The organism is Sphingomonas sp., assembly GCF_041661885.1.
In the GTDB taxonomy this organism is placed as follows: domain Bacteria; phylum Pseudomonadota; class Alphaproteobacteria; order Sphingomonadales; family Sphingomonadaceae; genus Sphingomonas.
The window spans coordinates 1-16236 of sequence record NZ_JBAZTL010000001.1 but is presented as its reverse complement, the minus strand read 5'-3'; the positions used below and the strand labels follow the sequence as shown (position 1 = coordinate 16236).

General features: G+C 60.8%; 18 protein-coding genes and 1 pseudogene. 11 read left to right on the top strand and 8 right to left on the bottom strand.

The genetic code is table 11. The annotated features are described in order from the left end of the window. Window positions 1-5: 5 nt before the first annotated feature. The 9 genes from WC704_RS00095 to WC704_RS00055 are packed head-to-tail and all read left to right on the top strand — an operon-like array spanning window position 6 to window position 7046. Window positions 6-284 carry an STAS domain-containing protein gene (locus WC704_RS00095; RefSeq protein WP_372887969.1) on the top strand — a complete coding sequence of 93 codons (279 nt, stop codon included), beginning with the start codon at window positions 6-8 and terminating at the stop codon, window positions 282-284. Next, entirely contained in the window at window positions 281-2383 is a 2103-nt protein-coding gene (locus WC704_RS00090; RefSeq protein ID WP_372887968.1) for a chemotaxis protein CheA, read from the top strand. The genes WC704_RS00095 and WC704_RS00090 overlap by 4 nt, the downstream gene beginning before the upstream one ends. Then, window positions 2380-3249 (top strand): protein-glutamate O-methyltransferase CheR, encoded by an 870-nt coding sequence (locus WC704_RS00085; RefSeq protein ID WP_372887967.1) that lies wholly within the window; start codon window positions 2380-2382, stop codon window positions 3247-3249. Before WC704_RS00090 ends, WC704_RS00085 begins: the two co-directional genes overlap by 4 nt. Continuing rightward, a complete protein-coding gene (locus tag WC704_RS00080) occupies window positions 3246-4298 on the top strand; it encodes a chemotaxis response regulator protein-glutamate methylesterase (protein WP_372887966.1) in 1053 nt (350 codons plus the stop codon). Before WC704_RS00085 ends, WC704_RS00080 begins: the two co-directional genes overlap by 4 nt. After that, window positions 4298-4849: a chemotaxis protein CheD gene (locus WC704_RS00075; protein ID WP_372887965.1), complete on the top strand. Its 552-nt coding sequence runs from the start codon at window positions 4298-4300 to the stop codon at window positions 4847-4849. Before WC704_RS00080 ends, WC704_RS00075 begins: the two co-directional genes overlap by 1 nt. A 17-nt stretch (window positions 4850-4866) precedes the next feature. After that, window positions 4867-5247, top strand: coding sequence for a response regulator (locus WC704_RS00070; RefSeq protein ID WP_372887964.1), 381 nt, complete (start codon window positions 4867-4869; stop codon window positions 5245-5247). A gap of 20 nt (window positions 5248-5267) precedes the next feature. Next, window positions 5268-5705: a chemotaxis protein CheW gene (locus WC704_RS00065; protein WP_372887963.1), complete on the top strand. Its 438-nt coding sequence runs from the start codon at window positions 5268-5270 to the stop codon at window positions 5703-5705. A 35-nt stretch (window positions 5706-5740) separates the two neighbouring features. Next, window positions 5741-6784 carry a chemotaxis protein CheB gene (locus WC704_RS00060; protein WP_372887962.1) on the top strand — a complete coding sequence of 348 codons (1044 nt, stop codon included), beginning with the start codon at window positions 5741-5743 and terminating at the stop codon, window positions 6782-6784. Next, on the top strand, window positions 6774-7046 hold the full coding sequence (locus WC704_RS00055) for a hypothetical protein (protein ID WP_372887961.1): 273 nt from the start codon (window positions 6774-6776) through the stop codon (window positions 7044-7046). Before WC704_RS00060 ends, WC704_RS00055 begins: the two co-directional genes overlap by 11 nt. A 519-nt stretch (window positions 7047-7565) precedes the next feature. On the opposite strand, the gene WC704_RS00050 is transcribed toward WC704_RS00055, so the two are convergent. After that, window positions 7566-7769, bottom strand: a complete 204-nt coding sequence (locus tag WC704_RS00050; RefSeq protein ID WP_372887960.1) for a hypothetical protein — start codon at window positions 7767-7769, stop codon at window positions 7566-7568. On the opposite strand from WC704_RS00050, the gene WC704_RS00045 reads away from it, so the two are divergent. Further along, window positions 7671-7931, top strand: coding sequence for a hypothetical protein (locus tag WC704_RS00045; RefSeq protein ID WP_372888731.1), 261 nt, complete (start codon window positions 7671-7673; stop codon window positions 7929-7931). The genes WC704_RS00050 and WC704_RS00045 overlap by 99 nt on opposite strands. Here the strand turns inward: WC704_RS00045 and WC704_RS00040 are convergent. From WC704_RS00040 to WC704_RS00030, 3 genes are all read right to left on the bottom strand, one after another. After that, window positions 7910-8374 (bottom strand): hypothetical protein, encoded by a 465-nt coding sequence (locus tag WC704_RS00040; RefSeq protein WP_372887959.1) that lies wholly within the window; start codon window positions 8372-8374, stop codon window positions 7910-7912. The genes WC704_RS00045 and WC704_RS00040 overlap by 22 nt on opposite strands. A gap of 76 nt (window positions 8375-8450) precedes the next feature. Continuing rightward, window positions 8451-8927, bottom strand: coding sequence for a hypothetical protein (locus tag WC704_RS00035; RefSeq protein WP_372887958.1), 477 nt, complete (start codon window positions 8925-8927; stop codon window positions 8451-8453). Then, window positions 8927-9202 (bottom strand): hypothetical protein, encoded by a 276-nt coding sequence (locus WC704_RS00030; RefSeq protein ID WP_372887957.1) that lies wholly within the window; start codon window positions 9200-9202, stop codon window positions 8927-8929. Before WC704_RS00030 ends, WC704_RS00035 begins: the two co-directional genes overlap by 1 nt. A gap of 371 nt (window positions 9203-9573) precedes the next feature. Here WC704_RS00030 and WC704_RS00025 point away from each other — a divergent pair, with 371 nt between their 5' ends. Further along, window positions 9574-10608: an IS110 family transposase gene (locus WC704_RS00025; protein WP_372887956.1), complete on the top strand. Its 1035-nt coding sequence runs from the start codon at window positions 9574-9576 to the stop codon at window positions 10606-10608. Between the two features lie 334 nt (window positions 10609-10942). Here the strand turns inward: WC704_RS00025 and WC704_RS00020 are convergent, their stop codons facing one another. The 4 genes and pseudogenes from WC704_RS00020 to WC704_RS00005 form a co-directional block, all read right to left on the bottom strand. Next, the gene (locus tag WC704_RS00020; protein ID WP_372887955.1) at window positions 10943-13804 is read right to left on the bottom strand and encodes a helicase-related protein; all 2862 of its coding nucleotides are present in this window, start codon (window positions 13802-13804) and stop codon (window positions 10943-10945) included. Continuing rightward, window positions 13797-14600 (bottom strand): hypothetical protein, encoded by an 804-nt coding sequence (locus WC704_RS00015; RefSeq protein ID WP_372887954.1) that lies wholly within the window; start codon window positions 14598-14600, stop codon window positions 13797-13799. Before WC704_RS00015 ends, WC704_RS00020 begins: the two co-directional genes overlap by 8 nt. Before the next feature lie 597 nt (window positions 14601-15197). After that, a complete protein-coding gene (locus WC704_RS00010) occupies window positions 15198-16046 on the bottom strand; it encodes an NACHT domain-containing NTPase (protein ID WP_372887953.1) in 849 nt (282 codons plus the stop codon). Between the two features lie 97 nt (window positions 16047-16143). Next, window positions 16144-16236 (bottom strand): annotated as a pseudogene (locus WC704_RS00005) (IS5/IS1182 family transposase); the annotation flags it as partial.

Genomic DNA, 16236 nt, shown 5'->3' with positions numbered 1-16236 from the left:
GCACCATGCCGCATTCAACCCTGATCCTGCCGGCCCGATGCGATCGACAGGCAGTTGATGATTTAATCCCCGAATTGCGGGCCGCAGTGGCGGCTGGCGATGTCATGATCGACGGTGGCGGCGTGGTCCAATTCGGCCAGGCGATGTTGCAGGTGCTGTTCGGCGCCCGGAAGATGGCGTTCGCGCATCAGACGGCGCTGACGGTATCAGCATCCGACGCGATGCGTGCGACCCTGACGATGATCGGAGCCGATCACCTGCTCGACGGTGGAGACGCGCGATGACCAACGAAGAAATCCAGGCGATCTTCTTCGTCGAATGCGATGAAGCGCTTGCGGCTGCGGAAGCGGCACTCGATCGATGTCGCTTGGGCCATACCGACGATGAAACGGTCAACGCGATCTTTCGCGCGGTCCATTCGATCAAGGGCGGCGCGGGTGCGTTCGGCTTCAGCGCCTTGCAAGCCTATACGCATGGCTTCGAGACCTTGCTGTCCGATGTTCGCGACGGGACACTGGCAATCAGCGAACCATTGGTCGGGCTGATGCTGCGTGCGCTCGACGTTCTGGGCGATCATGTCGGGGCCGCCCGCGATGGCGATGCGGCACCGGATGACTCCGCGTTGCTCGCGCAGCTCGCCGCGGCTCAGACTGGCGTGCTGGCAACGGACATGACGGATGGCGTGACGAATGGCGACGCCGTTGGGGTGACGGACGACGACGATTTTTCCTTCGATCTTGATGCGATGCTCGGCGATATTGCTGCCGACATTGCGACCAATGTCGACTGGATCGTCACGGTTCATCCGCATGTCGGTGCTCTCGCCAATGGCGGTGAGCCGCTGCTGCTGCTGCGCGAACTTTGCGAACTGGGCAATGGCCAAGCTTGCGTCACGCTCGACGATAGCGCGGTGCCAGAGCTCGATGCGCTCAACCCCGGCGAAGGTTATCTTCGCTGGACGGTGATCCTGTCCGGCACGGTCGAGCGCGCCGCGATCGAGGAGATTTTCGATTTTGTTGGCGACGGTTGCAGCCTGACCATCACGCAAGCGGGCAACGAAAACGCGACACCGGTCGCCGCCGAAGCACCCGTGCAAGCGAGCATCGCTACGCCGATCGCCCCGCCCGTTGCCGTGCCGGTTCAGCCTGCGATTGCAGTGGTGCCTTCCGCTACCGAAGCCGCAGCACCCGCATCAGCGGCCAGTCAATCGATCCGCATTGACCTCGCCAAGCTCGATCGCCTGATCGACGCAGTCGGGGAACTCGTGATCGCGCAGGCGATGATGACGCAGCGCCTGGCCGGCCACAATCTCGGCGGGATCGAGGAGCTTGCCATGCTCGACGGGCTGACTCGCGACATTCAGGAAAGCGCGATGGCGATCCGCGCGCAGCCGATCGGATCGGTGTTCAGCCGCGTGCCGCGCATCCTGCGCGAGCTTGAGGCATCGACCGGCAAGAAGGTGCGGCTTGAGCTGGCGGGCGAAGCAACCGAGCTCGACAAAACCGTGATCGAACGGCTTAGCGAACCGCTGACGCATCTGATCCGCAACGCGGTCGATCATGGCATCGAACCCGTCGCCGACCGGATCGCCGCCGGTAAGCCGCCGGAGGGCGTGCTGTCACTGTCGGCCGAACATCGTTCGGGCCGGATCGTCATCCGCATTGCCGATGATGGTCGCGGGATCGACCGACCGCGCGTTTACGCCAAGGCGGTCGAACGCGGACTGATCGCCGCCGATGCCGTGATGAGCGACGAGGAGATCGACAATCTGATCTTCGCGCCAGGCTTCTCGACCGCACAGACGCTATCGAACATTTCGGGGCGCGGCGTCGGCATGGATGTGGTGCGGCAAAATGTGAAGGAACTCCGCGGTCGCATCTCGATCGAATCGCATCCCGGAAAGGGGTCGGTTTTCACGCTCGCGCTGCCGCTGACGCTCGCGATATCGGACGGGATGATCGTGACCGTGGGCGACCAGACCCTGGTCGTTCCGCTCGCCCATGTCGTCGAGAGCCTTCGTCCCGAGCCGCGCGATGTCCACCATCTGGGCGCTGGGCGCGGGATGCTCAACGTGCGCGGGCGGTTCATCCCCATTCTACCGCTTGAGGGACCGGTTGGCGCGCGCGGGGCGGTTGCTGATCCGACCAAGGCGGTGTTGATTGTCGTCGATACCGAAACGGCGGGCCAGGCAGCCTTGCTCGTCGATACGATCTGCGACCAGCGCCAGTTCGTAATCAAGAGCCTCGACACCCATTACCGACCGGTCGAAGGGGTGGCCGGTGCAACCATCCTCGGCAATGGCCGCGTCGCCCTGATTATCGATGTCGATGGGCTGGTTGCAGGCGCGGTGAGCGAAGCACCACCGCTCAAGGAAGCCGCGTGAACGCGCTCGCCGAGGCCTTTGAGAAGCTGCCCGGCATCGGCAAAGGCGTTTACGCGCCCGCTGATTTCGAGGCCGTGCGCAAGATCGTCCACCAGACCGCGGGGATCGTGCTGGTGCCAGGCAAGGCGATGCTGGTCTATTCACGGCTGGCCCCGCTGGTACGCAACACCGGCTGCGGCACCTTTGCCGCTTATGTAAAGCGGATCGAAGCGGACGATTCGGAACGGCGGCGGGCGATTTGCGCGCTGACGACCAACCACACTTTCTTCTTCCGCGAAGATCACCATTTCGATCATCTCGGCACAGAGGTTCGTCCCGGATTATTGAAGCGCGCGAGCGCTGGCGAGCAAGTGCGGATTTGGTCGGCGGGCTGTTCGAGCGGCGAAGAAACCTGGTCGATCATCATGACGATGCTCGGCTCCGACCGCGCCGCCGCCGCGCGGCTGGGCGGGCTCGATTTCCTGCTGCTCGCAACCGACATCGCCGACCACGCGCTCGAGACGGCAGAGGCGGCCCGATATCGCGTCGATTCGCTCAACGCGGTGCCGAGCGAGCTACGGCGCGCGTGGATGCGCGAGCGCGACGGCCATGCCACCATCGCCGATGAAGCCCGCGCGCTTGTACGATTCAAATCGCTCAACCTGCTCGGTGATTGGCCGATGGCGCGCCCGTTCGACGTGATATTTTGCCGCAATGTGATGATCTATTTCGACCAGCCCACCAAGGACCGGCTGGTCCACCGCTTTGCCCAGCAACTCGCGCCGGGCGGCCATCTGTACATCGGCCATAGCGAGCGCGTAACCGGGCCCGCCGCGCAAATGCTGACGGCAGTCGGCCCGACCATCTACCGGAAGGTGGCGGCATGACGATCCGCGTCCTGATCGTCGATGATTCGCCGACCATGCGGGCTTTGCTGAGCGAATTGCTTCGGCGCGAAGCCGATATCAATGTCATCGCGACCGCCGCCGATGCCGCCGAGGCCCGCACCATCATCCGGGAACAAAACCCCGATGTCGTAACGCTCGATATCGAAATGCCGGGCATGAACGGTCTGGAGTTTCTGGACAAGGTTATGCGGCTGAGGCCGACCCCGGTCATCATCGTTTCGGGGCTGACGCGCGCAGGCGCAGATGCAACCGTCCGCGCGCTTCAAATTGGCGCCGTCGATTGTTACGCCAAGCCCGATGGCAAGATCGGCTCCCTGCTGACGAGCGATGATGGACGGCTCGCCACGCTGATCCGCAATGCCGCCTCCGCGCGCTTGCGGGATCGGAGCGCGCGCCCCATCGCGCCCCCCAACTCGCCCACGCCTGCCCCGCCCGTGCCCACCCGGACCGCACATCAGCGACCAGCCTTGATTGCAATCGGGGCCTCGACCGGTGGGGTCGAAGCATTGCACGAAGTGCTCCAGAACTTTCCCGCGGATTGCCCGCCAACCGTCATCGTGCAGCACATCAATGGCCACTTCGCCGAGGCGGTTGCCCGGCGTCTCGATCAGCGATGCGCGCCTACGATCACCACTGCCGAACCCGATCAGCCGCTGAAGCCTGGCCATGTCTATCTGGCACCCGGCAATGATCGGCATCTGCAGATACGCGGCAGTGCAACCAGCCCGTGGGCCAGAATGCGCGCGGATGACAAGGTTTCCGGGCATCGCCCGAGCGTTGACGTTCTGTTTCGCACGGTTGCCGAAACCGTCGGCAACAAGGCCATCGGCATCTTGCTGACCGGCATGGGATCGGATGGTGCGCAAGGACTGCTCACGATGGCGCGCGCCGGGGCCACCACCATCGCGCAAGACGAAGCGACCTGCACCGTCTTCGGTATGCCCAAAGCCGCGATTGCCCTGGGGGCGGCTGGCTTGGTCGCTCCGCTCCACCGTATCGCTGACCACGCGCTTGCAGGGGTTATTTAATGCTGCAACAGATTATCGAAACACCAACGCCCCCCCAGCCCCGCCCCGTGCGGCTGACGGTAATGCAGGGTCAGGCGCGCGTCAGCGGCGATCCACGCGTCGAATTCACCACCGTGCTCGGTAGCTGCATTGCCTGCTGCCTGTTCGATCCGACGAGCCATGTCGGCGGCATGAATCACTTCCTGCTGGCCGAGCCAAAGGGCGGACGCGGCGTTGACGAACATTATGGCGCCTATCTGATGGAAGTGCTGATCAACGAAATGCTGGCTTATGGTGCCAGCCGGACGGCGATTCGCGCGCATCTCTATGGCGGTGCCAACATGCACAGCGGCATGACGCGGATCGGGATGGCCAACGCCACCTTTGCCGTCAACTTTCTGGAACGGGAGCGGGTTCCGCTCGTGCGATCGTCCCTGGGGGGCGTCCACGCACGCCGGGTCGATTTCCGGCCCACGCGCGGCCAGGCGCGCTTCCGGCTCGTCGATGACAGCATCGCTCAGCAGCCAACAGAACGTCCCGCCACAACGCGCGGCGAAGTCGAATTTTTTTGAACCGGGTGGAGCAAATGATGACAGCGCTAAATCCCAAGATACGCGTTTTGACGGTTGACGACAGCGCGACCATGCGCGGGTTGCTCAAGAACGCATTGGTCGGCCACGGATTCGAGGTCGAGCAAGCCGATGACGGCATTTCGGCACTCGAATGGCTTGCCAGTAACGATTGCGATGTCGTGATTACCGACATCAATATGCCGCGCCTCGACGGTTTCGGGCTGATCGAACGCGTTCGGGCGGGTGGGGCGCATGTCCACCGTCCCATCCTCGTCCTGTCGACCGAATCTTCCGACGAGAAAAAGGCGCGCGCGCGAACAGCCGGCGCAACCGGGTGGATCGTCAAGCCATTCGACGCTGAAAAGCTCGCCGCCGCGGTCCGGCGCGTAACGCACTAATCCCATTGTCAGGATCGATCATGACTCGTCAGCTCATCACCTTCGAAGTCGAATCCCAAGTCTTCGGCATCGACATCATGGCCATTCGCGAAATCCGCGCCTGGACGCCAACCACGCGCCTGCCGCAGGTGCCGCATTATATCGCAGGCGTGGTCAACCTGCGCGGTACGGTTTTGCCCGTGGTCGATCTTGCCGCACGGCTCGGCTGGCGTGCGACTGCGCCGACCGCGCGCCATGTCATCATCGTCACCCAGATCCTGGGGCAGTTCCGCGGGTTGATCGTCGATTCGGTCAGCGACATCGTCACCTTCCCGATCGCATCGCTGCAATCGCCGCCGACGACGGGCGATGCGGTCGTCCCTTTCCTCGAAGGGCTCGTTTCGATCGACGACCGGATGGTGATGGTCCTCGACCTGCCGTCGCTGACCGATGCCAACGACATTGCCGAAGCGGCCTAACCCGCCCCCCCGTTTTGTGAAAGTGTACCAGTATAATGGCCGTCACCAAAGTTCTTGTTATCGATGATTCGATTACCATGCGCGCGTTGTTCACCAACGCGCTGGAGCGCAGTAAGGATATTGTCGTCGTCGGCGCGGTCGATAGCGCCGATGAAGCCCGCGCGATGATCCCGAAGTTGCAACCGAATGTCTTGACGCTGGACGTCGAAATGCCCGGCATGAACGGCCTCGATTTTCTGGCAGAGCTGATGGAGAAGCAACCGATTCCGGTCGTGATGCTCTCGACGCTGACGCAAAAGGGCGCCGATGTATCGCTGCGCGCGATCGAACTCGGCGCGGTCGATTGTTTCCCCAAACCCCAGCGCGCGACGCCCGATGAGTTCGAGAAGATTTCCGGCAAGCTCTGCAAGGTTGTGCTGACCGCCGCGAAGACCAACCTTGCTGCCCGCAAAGTGCCTGCCGCAACTGCACCCGCCGCCGCGCTCGGCGATTATGTTTGGGATGGGGAAATCATTGCCGTTGCTGGCGGCATGGGGGCGATCGAGGCCGCTTCCGACATGCTCGTCGCCTTCCCCGCCAATTGCCCGCCGACCATCGTTTCACTGGCAATCGACGAAGGGCTTGGTGTGCCCTTCGCCTCGCGCCTGTCGAAAAATACGTCAGCCAAGGTCAAACTGGCCGCCGATGGAGAATCGCTCGAACCAGGCACGATGTACATCGCCGTCGACCCACGTTTTCACGTTGTGGTCGACCGCTGGCCCGGCGGACGCCTCCGTCTCGTCGAGCGCGATCCGGTCAATGGCGTACGCCCGTCGGCCGATTTGCTGTTCGGCTCCGTCGCGAAGACCGGCGGCACCAAGGCGATTGGCGTCGTGCTTTCCGGTGACGGCAACGACGGCGCGGCCGGCATCGCGGCGATCAAAAGCGCTGGTGGCATCTGCCTTGTCCAGGATCCTGCCACCGCGCTGGTTCCATGCATGGCCCAAGCCGCAATCGCACGCGGGGTAACCGCGACGGCTGCACCCATTCAACTTGCCGCGTACGCGTGCCCAACACGGAGCCCCAGCCTTGCCGCTTGATCACAGCCAAATTGAGAACGTCGCGCGGGAGCTGGCGGCGTTAGCTATCGACATCGAAGCGATCGGCGTGGAGTTGTGCGTAGATGCTGCAGTGGCAGCGGCGCACAGCACCTCGCTGCAATCGATCGACCTGATCGGGCAACGCCAGCGCGCGCTGGCGGATCTGCTACGGGCCGAAAACTTTGACCATGCGCTCGCCGACTGCAATTTGAGCCGCATCGTAGATCTCTTTGCGGATGATAGGACAGCGCTCGAACGGTAGATTTTTGACCGGATCCATTCGAATGCGCCTGATCCCTCGCGATACCGGTCGCGTAGGTCTCACCCGGTAGAACCGCCTGGGGCTTGAGCCGATGCACCGTCCCCCAATGTCCTTAACAACGCGCGTAAAGATGTGCCGTCAACGAGGTGTCCAGCGCACCCACCATACGCCCCCTGAAAGGGCAGAACACTTATTTGGCTTTGTGCAAGCCGTTGGCGGAGACGGAGGCATCTCTCATTTCTTGCTAATCTGATGTAATTGTTAAACGTTTTGACAAGCAGACTTTGTCTACCCCACACTTTTCCCCACATCGGGTCAGAGATGTAACGGATCGCGCTGGCATCGGGTGGCCGCTTTGCTTCCTAATCTCTGTCATAGCGGATAGCGTCTCTATCGCTTGAAAGCGGTTATGCTTACAAGCTTATCTCAACGACGGAGTTTGGGACGAATTCGCCATCCCAACATGCATCCCTGGACCGTCGGTTCAGCCGAGAGTTGCCTTTCGCCAGCGTTCCCTGACTAAATCGCGGGCGACAATGCCGCCTTCGCCTTATTCCGCGGCGTTACGGAGTTGCTGGCGCGCTCCGAAATTCGCTCCGCTTCGGCGGTCTGCATGAGCTGTCGGTGTCCCGCCTCGTCGGGCATGGCGTGGGCTTCCAGAAGATCGCCATCGAGGTCGGCGTGAGTGCGCAGGGCGGTGCCCTCCAGCCGCTGCGTCTGCACGGCCCGGGCGCTGACAACACCCGCGGCGACTTGCTCGCTGCCTTCTTCGGCTGGGGGCAGGGCCGGACCGGATCGACCGCAACGTGCAGATCGATCCGGTCACGCATTGCGCATCTACCAAGCGAAAAGTTCGGGCCGCGTCATGACGGTTTGCGCGGCTGAAGCTCCTCAATCGCCTTATCAAGCTTGCGCTTATGCGCGGTTCGCACCTTCAACATGTCCTCGCCAGGCGACCCCGGCTGCGGGTTCGTGGCGCGCAGCTTTGCGATTTCAGCATCGTTGTCCCGGCCGAGCTTCTCCATCCGCTGGCGATAGCCTTCACGCACGCGATCGACAGCCGAGACGCGTTTCATCGTAATCGGTGGGAAAGTGCGAAGGTGCTCCGGCAGGTCCATCTCGGTATCATGCATCGATACCCAAATCTGGAGAGGCGTGATCACGACTGACGGCACGTCGGCCTCGACCGCCCTCTCGATCATGTCGCGAAGCTCCTGCATGGCCTCTGCTGATCCGATCAGGTGAGGTTCTGCCACGATTCGATCGTTGAGATTCTGGCACTCGGCCACCAGTTCGAGTTGTTCTTGCGTCGCCTTCCAAGCCGGCATCATGCTCTCCTGCTGTGAGTGTCGCGCCTGCGCGCCAGCCCCATATAGGCAGGCGCTGGCTGATCGCCCGCTCTGGTCACCACGTCGGGTGAAGTTCCTTCGTGTGTTCATGCCCGGTAGCGTCGTCCCACGTCAGCCGAATATGCACGCGATTCGGTGAGTCCATGTGGACTGTTGCGATCAATTCGACCGACGCATGTTGCTCCATCGAAGGCACCGGAAACTTGCGCCTGATATCGCTTGCCATCAGCAAGCCGCTGTCATCGAGCACCTCGATGCGGACGTTCGATGCGACGCCCTTGCCCCGGTTAAACACCTTCAAGCGATAGTTCGACTTCCCGGCTTTGTAGAAGTTTGCCGAGATATCCGCCTGCTTCTGCGCCACCGTCTCCGCCGACTCCTTCTCAACCAGCAGTCGGTTCAATCGGTCAGCCGTCTCCTGAAAATCAGTCTGCCGCTTGTTGAACCGGGCTGTTGTCCACGCCGAGTAGATGGCGATAACCAAGGCCAGAGTTGCGACGATATCACCGGCATCGACCTGGACCATGGGCATCAGCGGAATTTGATATGCTTGGAGCCGGAGAACGCCTTCCGCATCGAATCACGGAAGTCCTTTGTAAAATCGTCAACGATCTCCTTTTTCACCTCGGACACCTCCGCTTCGATGATCTCTCCGTTCTCGCGGATCAATTCCTCTCGGCTGAACACACGATCGCAGGCCGTGCAGCGGATCGGGCCGCCGTCGGTCTCTTTGTCATACTCGAAGTCAGCGCTAGCGCATGTTGGACAAATGAGCCTAATCGACCGGGAATACTTGTTAGAGTCCATGTCAGCCTCCGATAGTGGTTTGCGGGCCGTGAATGATCCGGTCAAGCATCTGTATGCGAATGACCGTCAGCCACGAACCCTGCCGTGCCTGTAGCGAGCGATGAACGGCTAGGTCTGGGGAGGACGTTGCCGACGCACCCTGACTTTGCGAATGACTGTTAAGCCAGCGCGATTTCCTAAATCCAGCCAGTCCCCGATCGGCCCATCAACCGCCCGTTCGCTCTCGTCGGGAGCAGACTGTCAGCAATACGCCCTATTCTCAGCCGTTCAGTCTGTTTCGGAGCAATCCCAAAAGCTGATGGGGTGGACGCCCCCCGGCGGCATCTATGTGCCAGAGTGGAGGTGTTGATTCACCACTGAGGGAGGCGTCCGTGTCGCAGGTTATCACAATCGGTCTGGATATCGCCAAGAACGTTTTTCATGCGCACGGCGCAGATGAGCGCGGTGCGATGGTCTTCAGTCGGAAGCTGACGAGGGGCAAGCTGCTCGACTTCTTCGCCGGTCAGCCGGCGTGCGTGATTGCGCTCGAAGCGTGCGGCGGCGCGCATCACTGGGCGCGCGAGTTGCAGGCGATGGGACACGAGGTTCGGCTGATCCCGCCAGCGTACGTGAAGCCGTTTGTGAAACGGCACAAGAACGACGCGATCGATGCGGAGGCGATCTGTGAAGCGGCGCAGCGACCGGGAATGCGCTTTGTGGCGGTGAAGAGCGAGGAGCAGCAAGCGGCCGGGCTCGTGTTCCGCACCCGCGATCTTGTGGTGCGTCAGCGCACCCAGCTGATCAACGCGATCCGGGGCCACCTAGCGGAATATGGTTGGGTGGCACCGCGCGGGACCGCGCACATGACGATGCTGGCTGATCTTCTGGAGGATGAAGAGATGACCTTGAGCCTGCCGGAGGCGGCGCGACCGATGTTCAAGCTCATGGTCGATCTCCTGGGCGAGCTCGGCCAGCAGATCGCCGTGCTCGACCGCGAGATCGCGCGGCGGGCGAAGGCGGACGAGGCGGCCCGGCGTCTGATGACCATCCCGGGGGTCGGACCCATCGCAGCGACGGCGATTATCGCGCTCGCTCCGTCGATCGAGACGTTCCGCAAAGGCCGCGACTTCGCGGCGTGGCTTGGCCTTGCGCCGCGCCAGCACTCAACCGGCGGCAAGCAACGGCTCGGCAGCATATCGAAGATGGGCGAGCGAACGATTAGACGGCTGCTGATCATCGGCGGCAGCTCGATGGTGCGCCAGGCCTGTCGCCACGGTGCGCCAGCGGGTTCATGGCTGGAGCGGATGCTGGCGCGCAAGCCACGCATGCTCGTCTCGGTCGCGCTCGCCAACAAGATGGCGCGCATGGTCTGGGCGCTGCTCACCAAGAGGGAGGATTACAGGGCTCCGGCAGCGGTCGCGGCGTAAGCCGGGACGGCGGTCAGAGGCGTCGGGGACGTAGGCGGTCGAAGGAGGGTATGGCACAACAGTCGGCGAGACGGGGCTGGAAGAACCAGGGAATGGCAGAGCGCTAGCCAAGCGCGCAAAGCTGAAATGGATCCGGTCCGCGCACTCCCATACTGGCCCGCAGCTATGGCGCTGCTCATCGAGGCCGGACAGATGACAGCATCCGACTACGTGCCAACATACCCCGATTTAGCGCTTGCATCCAAAGGGGCGTCCACAGATGCCGTTGGTTCATCGTGTCTGAGGCTACAGGCTCAAGGCAACCTAAGCCCGAAGCGCGTTTCGTATGAAAACCCTAGGATTCATCCAGATCATCGAACGCCAAAAGCGCCCAAGCCGAACGTACCCGATCTGTCGTCGCCTCAAAGTCCTCGTTTTCGGTGCCTGCGGGTATCGCCTGAGCGATTTGATCGTATAGGCCGCGTGCCGCTACCCTAGACACGGACGATCCCGCGTTCTTCCGCACCGCCAAACATTCTGCTCCGCTACACCCCTCGCGCACTGACCCACTTAAGGTAGTGAGGACGGATCGTATGGGGGCCTCAATCCCGTCCTTCGCATTTCGCGCATGTAATATGCGCGCTGGCAGCCCGGCGAGAAACGCGAGGTCAGGAACCAGCCGGAGAACGAAGTGTCGTGAATATTCGCACTTCTCACGATCACCTCCGCCGGGATAGGCCTCTTCAATCTTTTTCAGTGGCTCGCCTGCCATCCACCGTTTTAGCATCGGTTCAATTACAGGTAGCGCGTATCGACCGCGCTGATCGTCGGTCGCCAGTTTTTCGTATGCGCCGCCAAACAGACCTTGCACATTCTCGGGCCGGACCAGCTCAAGCAGTTTGGCTGGTTTTTCGTTCAACCAAGCGACCAGCGCGTCAACCGCGACTGTTGTATCCACGCTACGCTGCGGATCGTCGAATACGGCGCCAATTTCGCGGAGGGTTTCAACGGAAACGCCGGTCAAACCTGACACGCGATCAAGCCAATGGTCTGCTTCGGGCGGCTCCAGCTTCTTTTTTGCGGCAAAGGCTGATGCGATGCGACTCTCGATCCACTCCACGTCACCGCGTTTGCGGGCCCGGAAAGCCGCAAAGGAGCGGCTTAGGAGGGTCCGCAAAGGAGCGTCCCCGCCATCATCTGCTGGCAGCGGTAACCTGCTTACCAGGTAGGCAGGCATGCCGTGATCAACTGTTCCTTCGTGAATTTTGTCCAGCAATGCCGTCGTCGGATCGTCGATCACCAAGCACTGGTCACTTTGGGAAAAGATCGACTGGAGCGTTATCCAGTGGGCATTAATCAGGTTCGACTGGTCATCGAACTCAACAACCCGACTGGGAACGACCATAACAAATCCTTGCGAACCTTCGCCCGCTCGTCCGGCCCGACCCGCGGCGTTCAGGAGTTCGTGCGCTTCTAGCTGCGCCATTTTGTCGACCTCGGGATCAAATCGCGAATCCCCGGAGATGATGACGACCTGGCTGGGCAAATTCATTCCCTGGGCGAGCGTCGAAGTTGCGAACAGCACGCTAATACCGCCTTCGCGCTTGAAAAGCGCTTCGTGCAATTGGCGCTCCTCTCGCAATAGCAGTGAGTGATGACTTGCCGCACCGCCGACGAAAGCGCCGTCTGCCCTTAGCCTGAGATAACAATGGCTAGCGTTGCCCATCTCCTCGGCGGCCAGACGATATAGCTCCGCTTCACTGTCTGACAGGGTGACCGTCGGCGCGTCGAGCTGCCGATGGAAATCACGCGCGGAGGCTTCAGCCAGCGGAATCGTCTGCACGAAAACAAGTGTCTTTAGCCCAGAAGAAGCCGCCGCAGCTGCCAGCGTGGCGCTGGTCTGATTGCCGTTTGGCGTGAGATACCAGCGCCCGCCTTTTGAGCGCCCCGTCGAAAGGGAGTGTTCCTCGGGTAGCAGTGGCAACAACGTGTAATCGCCGCGATTTTTGGTAGCCCACGTCTGCAAAAGGCCGAAGAAACCGAAGGGCTGTGCTTTCATCTCCCGCTTCACCGCCACAGGTGCGTTCTGGTGATTGGGATTGGCATCGCGTGCGGCTTTGAGCTTGCCGTTTAGTTCCGTGATCCGTTTTGCGGGATAGACGACGCTACCCCTGACTTGCCGTGTGGGCTTCCACGCGAGGTTCAGCGCAAGGCATTGTCTTCCGGTCAGCTCGCTCGCCCATTCGGCGATTTCTTCAGCGTTCTTCATCATCGCGGATAAAAGCAAGAGATCGGCCGCAGGCGCGAGCTGGGTCAAATTCAGCACTGCCAGCATCGCATCGACGCTGCGGCGGCTGCGCTCAGCATCTCGCGGATGAAGCAAATGGCACTCGTCAAACACGATCAGCCCTAGATCGGCGAAAGCCTCTGGCTGCATCGACATCAGCATTAGACAACGTTCGGGGGTGGTGACGATGGCCTCCGGCAGCACGAGAATGTCGTCGAGCCGTCCAACGCTCAAATCCTTCACGCGCTGAAAAAATTCGGTGGCGGGCGCGATGCCTCCTACGCCGGGCGCAGCATCGACACGCAGCATAAGCCGCGCGGCGATGCTCCTCACGCCCTTAAGAAGCTCCAGCAAAAGCGCCTCGACGGCAAGTTCGGGCGATTCCAATTCCAGATCGATTGCTGGGGCAGGCAGGCGGCTCGCGTCACGCAGACGCCCCGACGCCAGCAATTTGATCGCGAGCAACAGTGCCCGTTCAACAGGAGTGCTTTCGTCACGGTCGGCCCTGATACGTTTAGCGCTTTCAGCCGCATCGGCATGCGCCTCCGCGACGAGGAACAGAAGCGTGGCAGAAACCTCCGAGGCCACTCCCGCACCATCAACATAGGACGCGATCCGCTCGCCTTTACTCTCTTCCCCTAATAGGCAAACCTGATGTGCAGACGCCGCGACAAAAGCTGCGGCGCGACGATTTTCGCGCTCGGGAAGCAGCGCGACAAAGGCCTCATGCGCGGCGGCGAGCCGCCGCACCTCTGCAAGGACGGTCGCCAGCTCTGCCGAAGCCGCTTCGCCTTGCACCCCGCGCAACCTGATGCGCGCCGCGACAATGTCGGTGAACGCCTCAGTCAATTTCTTCGGCAACGCGTCGAGATCCAGCCCGGCCAGTGGAGGCGAGGACGCAATTAGGGCGGAGGTGATCGGATCAAACACCTGCAGCCGCCAATTCGTTGATCTTTTGGGTCACGCGCGCGGCGAAGTCGTTCATAAAGCCGCGCAGATCATCGAAATGCATGGTTTCGGCGCGACGTTTGATGAGGTCGCCCTTAGCAGACGTATCAAACCCTGCGAACAGCGCTTTTCGGTTTTCTTCGCTTTTATGCTCATTACTCACGGTGACGCTGACGCGATAATGTCGCGCCTCATGCCATAGAATCGATTCGATCGCCTCGTCGATGTCTAGGGCAGGAAAGGCATGCTGCTGCGCCTCTAGCATCGCGGTCGTCTCGCTCGTCAGTTCCGCGACGCGGGCGCCGGCTTCCAAATCGACAATGTCAGGCCATACCTGTTGCGTTATCTTGCCGCGCGGATTGGACGTGGCCTTGTCCTCGAAAATCACGATCGCCTTCACGGACTTTCCGTCTTCGGCAATTTCGAGCTGGAGCCCGTCAAAGCCTTTATGCGCATGGTACGGATGCGGGGGTTTCAAGATCGCGCCCTGCTTTTGCTGATTAGCGGCGATCCAAGAGATCACTTGAAATATCCAGCCGTCGCGCTGCCACGCATTGCCCTTCTTATCGACCTTCATTTTTGTAAGTGCATCTGCGCCAATTTCGAAGGATGTCTTTGGGGGCCTAACGTTCAGCCCATCAAGTATGTGTCCCACATGACGATATTGCCCCAAGGCAACACGCGCTACGCGCTCGGCCAACAGATCGATATCTTCAACAACCCATTCCGAACCGTGACAGAGGGGATCATGCGCAATTGGGATAAGAATTAAGGTCATAGTTTGCATTTTAATCTAGACCGTTCTCAGCTCTCCGAAAAGCGATTTGTCCATAATGGCGCATCCTACTTCTGATCCAGATCGTAGCCGAGCCTTAATGCGGCAGAGTTGACTGCTTCCCGCGGAAACGTCATTCCTCTTTCTACCTTTGGATACTGGATGACTCTGGATTGGGGACCGGGGTTGTGGCAGATGGGACTCTCCCTGAGCCCAGCTGCGGCATATCCCGTTACCGCGTCGCGGCGGTTATTACGGATGCTCCCAGAATTCGCCGATCAGCAACCGGCCCATTTCTCGCCTTTACCGTGCGCCTCTAAAGAGGCAGATTTCGGGCGGCGAGTTACAGCTCTCGATGTCCGCTTTCGCCCTCGCTCAGCCAAAAGCCGCCAGTCCGCAGCCGGCCCAGTTCCTGCCGTTCGGCAGCCGTAGAGGTCACCAGCGTCAAGCTGAAAATGGGAAAACTGCGTCGTTCCGGACGATCTGACCGTTTCGGTTCCCACTTTTCGTCCCACATTTTCCCTTGGCTTTGATGGTATCTTTTGGCGCACTATGGCCAATCCGTCGCAAGGTCGGTCGGTCGCGATCCTGTCGCCCAAATTATTCGTCGACCATCGAGACACCTTCTGACCCCTCAATCGGTGTGGGTTTGGCGCCAGTGCTTAACATTTGGCACAAGCGACTGAAGAACGTTCTCACGAAATCATCCTGGATCATGCTGAGGAACAGCTCGTCCCGTCGCGCAAAATTCAGGTTCTTAAGAGCGGCGAGCAACGATAGAAGATCCTCGCCCCGAACGTCACTCTTTTCCCTCGGCAGAAGTTGTATTCTGTTCGCATATTGGACCAGTTCGACCTGATCCAGAAGGCGCCTCGACTCGAGCGTCAGCAGGCTTGACAGCTTTCTTTCATCTTCCAGCGTTATTCCTTTCGAACTTAGCAAGCTGGAGGAGGTCCACCTCAGTGCCTTTGGTCCGTTCGACGTTCGAGCGGCCAACTCGGACGCGAATTGCTCCGGTTCAGCGCACAAGTCTGAAATCTGAGACCACACCCCATCCCATCGCAAGTCCTCAGCGTGATTGGTCAGTTCACGTTCGAGACCCGCCGTGCGTTCGGTGAGGTGCATTGCGCAAAAGAAGTCCTGGAAGTACCGGTGCGTGAATGACCAGCCGCCCCCGCTGTCACCGATGAGACCGGTCGCATCCCTAATCTCATCAAGCACTACGCTACCCTCGAGACCCGCAAGGCTTGCGGGCATGATATCTACGAGTAGGCCCTCCGCGAATCTGGTCGCTCCGGTCGCTTGGAGCTTCGCCGCAAGCCTTCCAAGAATTGATTTCACGAGCGGCGCGTTGAGGTGACGATAGCGTCGGATTCCGCGCCTCAGATCCCAACCCTCCGTCAGCTGGCTGACCACCTCCTGGGCGACCTCGCCAACGTTAAAGGGCATCAGTCCGCGGACCAGAAAAAGCGCGAGCGCGAGCGAGAGACTTAGAGGGTTCGTGAGGAAGCTCTCAGAGTCTGATTCGAAATTATCCGTCGTAATTTCATGACGTTGCGATGCGTCGGACGAAGAGTTGGATTGAGGCGATGAAGATCCAGGCGGTTGCCGAGGCGATGGTCTGTTCGAAGTCCTTGGC

Coding starts and splice junctions, on each gene's coding strand:
- WC704_RS00095 (WP_372887969.1), top strand. CDS start 6: ATGCCGCATTCAACCCTGATCCTGCCGGCCCGATGCGATCGACAGGCA.
- WC704_RS00090 (WP_372887968.1), top strand. CDS start 281: ATGACCAACGAAGAAATCCAGGCGATCTTCTTCGTCGAATGCGATGAA.
- WC704_RS00080 (WP_372887966.1), top strand. CDS start 3,246: ATGACGATCCGCGTCCTGATCGTCGATGATTCGCCGACCATGCGGGCT.
- WC704_RS00075 (WP_372887965.1), top strand. CDS start 4,298: ATGCTGCAACAGATTATCGAAACACCAACGCCCCCCCAGCCCCGCCCC.
- WC704_RS00070 (WP_372887964.1), top strand. CDS start 4,867: ATGACAGCGCTAAATCCCAAGATACGCGTTTTGACGGTTGACGACAGC.
- WC704_RS00065 (WP_372887963.1), top strand. CDS start 5,268: ATGACTCGTCAGCTCATCACCTTCGAAGTCGAATCCCAAGTCTTCGGC.
- WC704_RS00060 (WP_372887962.1), top strand. CDS start 5,741: ATGGCCGTCACCAAAGTTCTTGTTATCGATGATTCGATTACCATGCGC.
- WC704_RS00040 (WP_372887959.1), bottom strand. CDS start 8,374: ATGCCGGCTTGGAAGGCGACGCAAGAACAACTCGAACTGGTGGCCGAG.
- WC704_RS00035 (WP_372887958.1), bottom strand. CDS start 8,927: ATGCCCATGGTCCAGGTCGATGCCGGTGATATCGTCGCAACTCTGGCC.
- WC704_RS00030 (WP_372887957.1), bottom strand. CDS start 9,202: ATGGACTCTAACAAGTATTCCCGGTCGATTAGGCTCATTTGTCCAACA.
- WC704_RS00015 (WP_372887954.1), bottom strand. CDS start 14,600: ATGACCTTAATTCTTATCCCAATTGCGCATGATCCCCTCTGTCACGGT.
- WC704_RS00010 (WP_372887953.1), bottom strand. CDS start 16,046: ATGCCCTTTAACGTTGGCGAGGTCGCCCAGGAGGTGGTCAGCCAGCTG.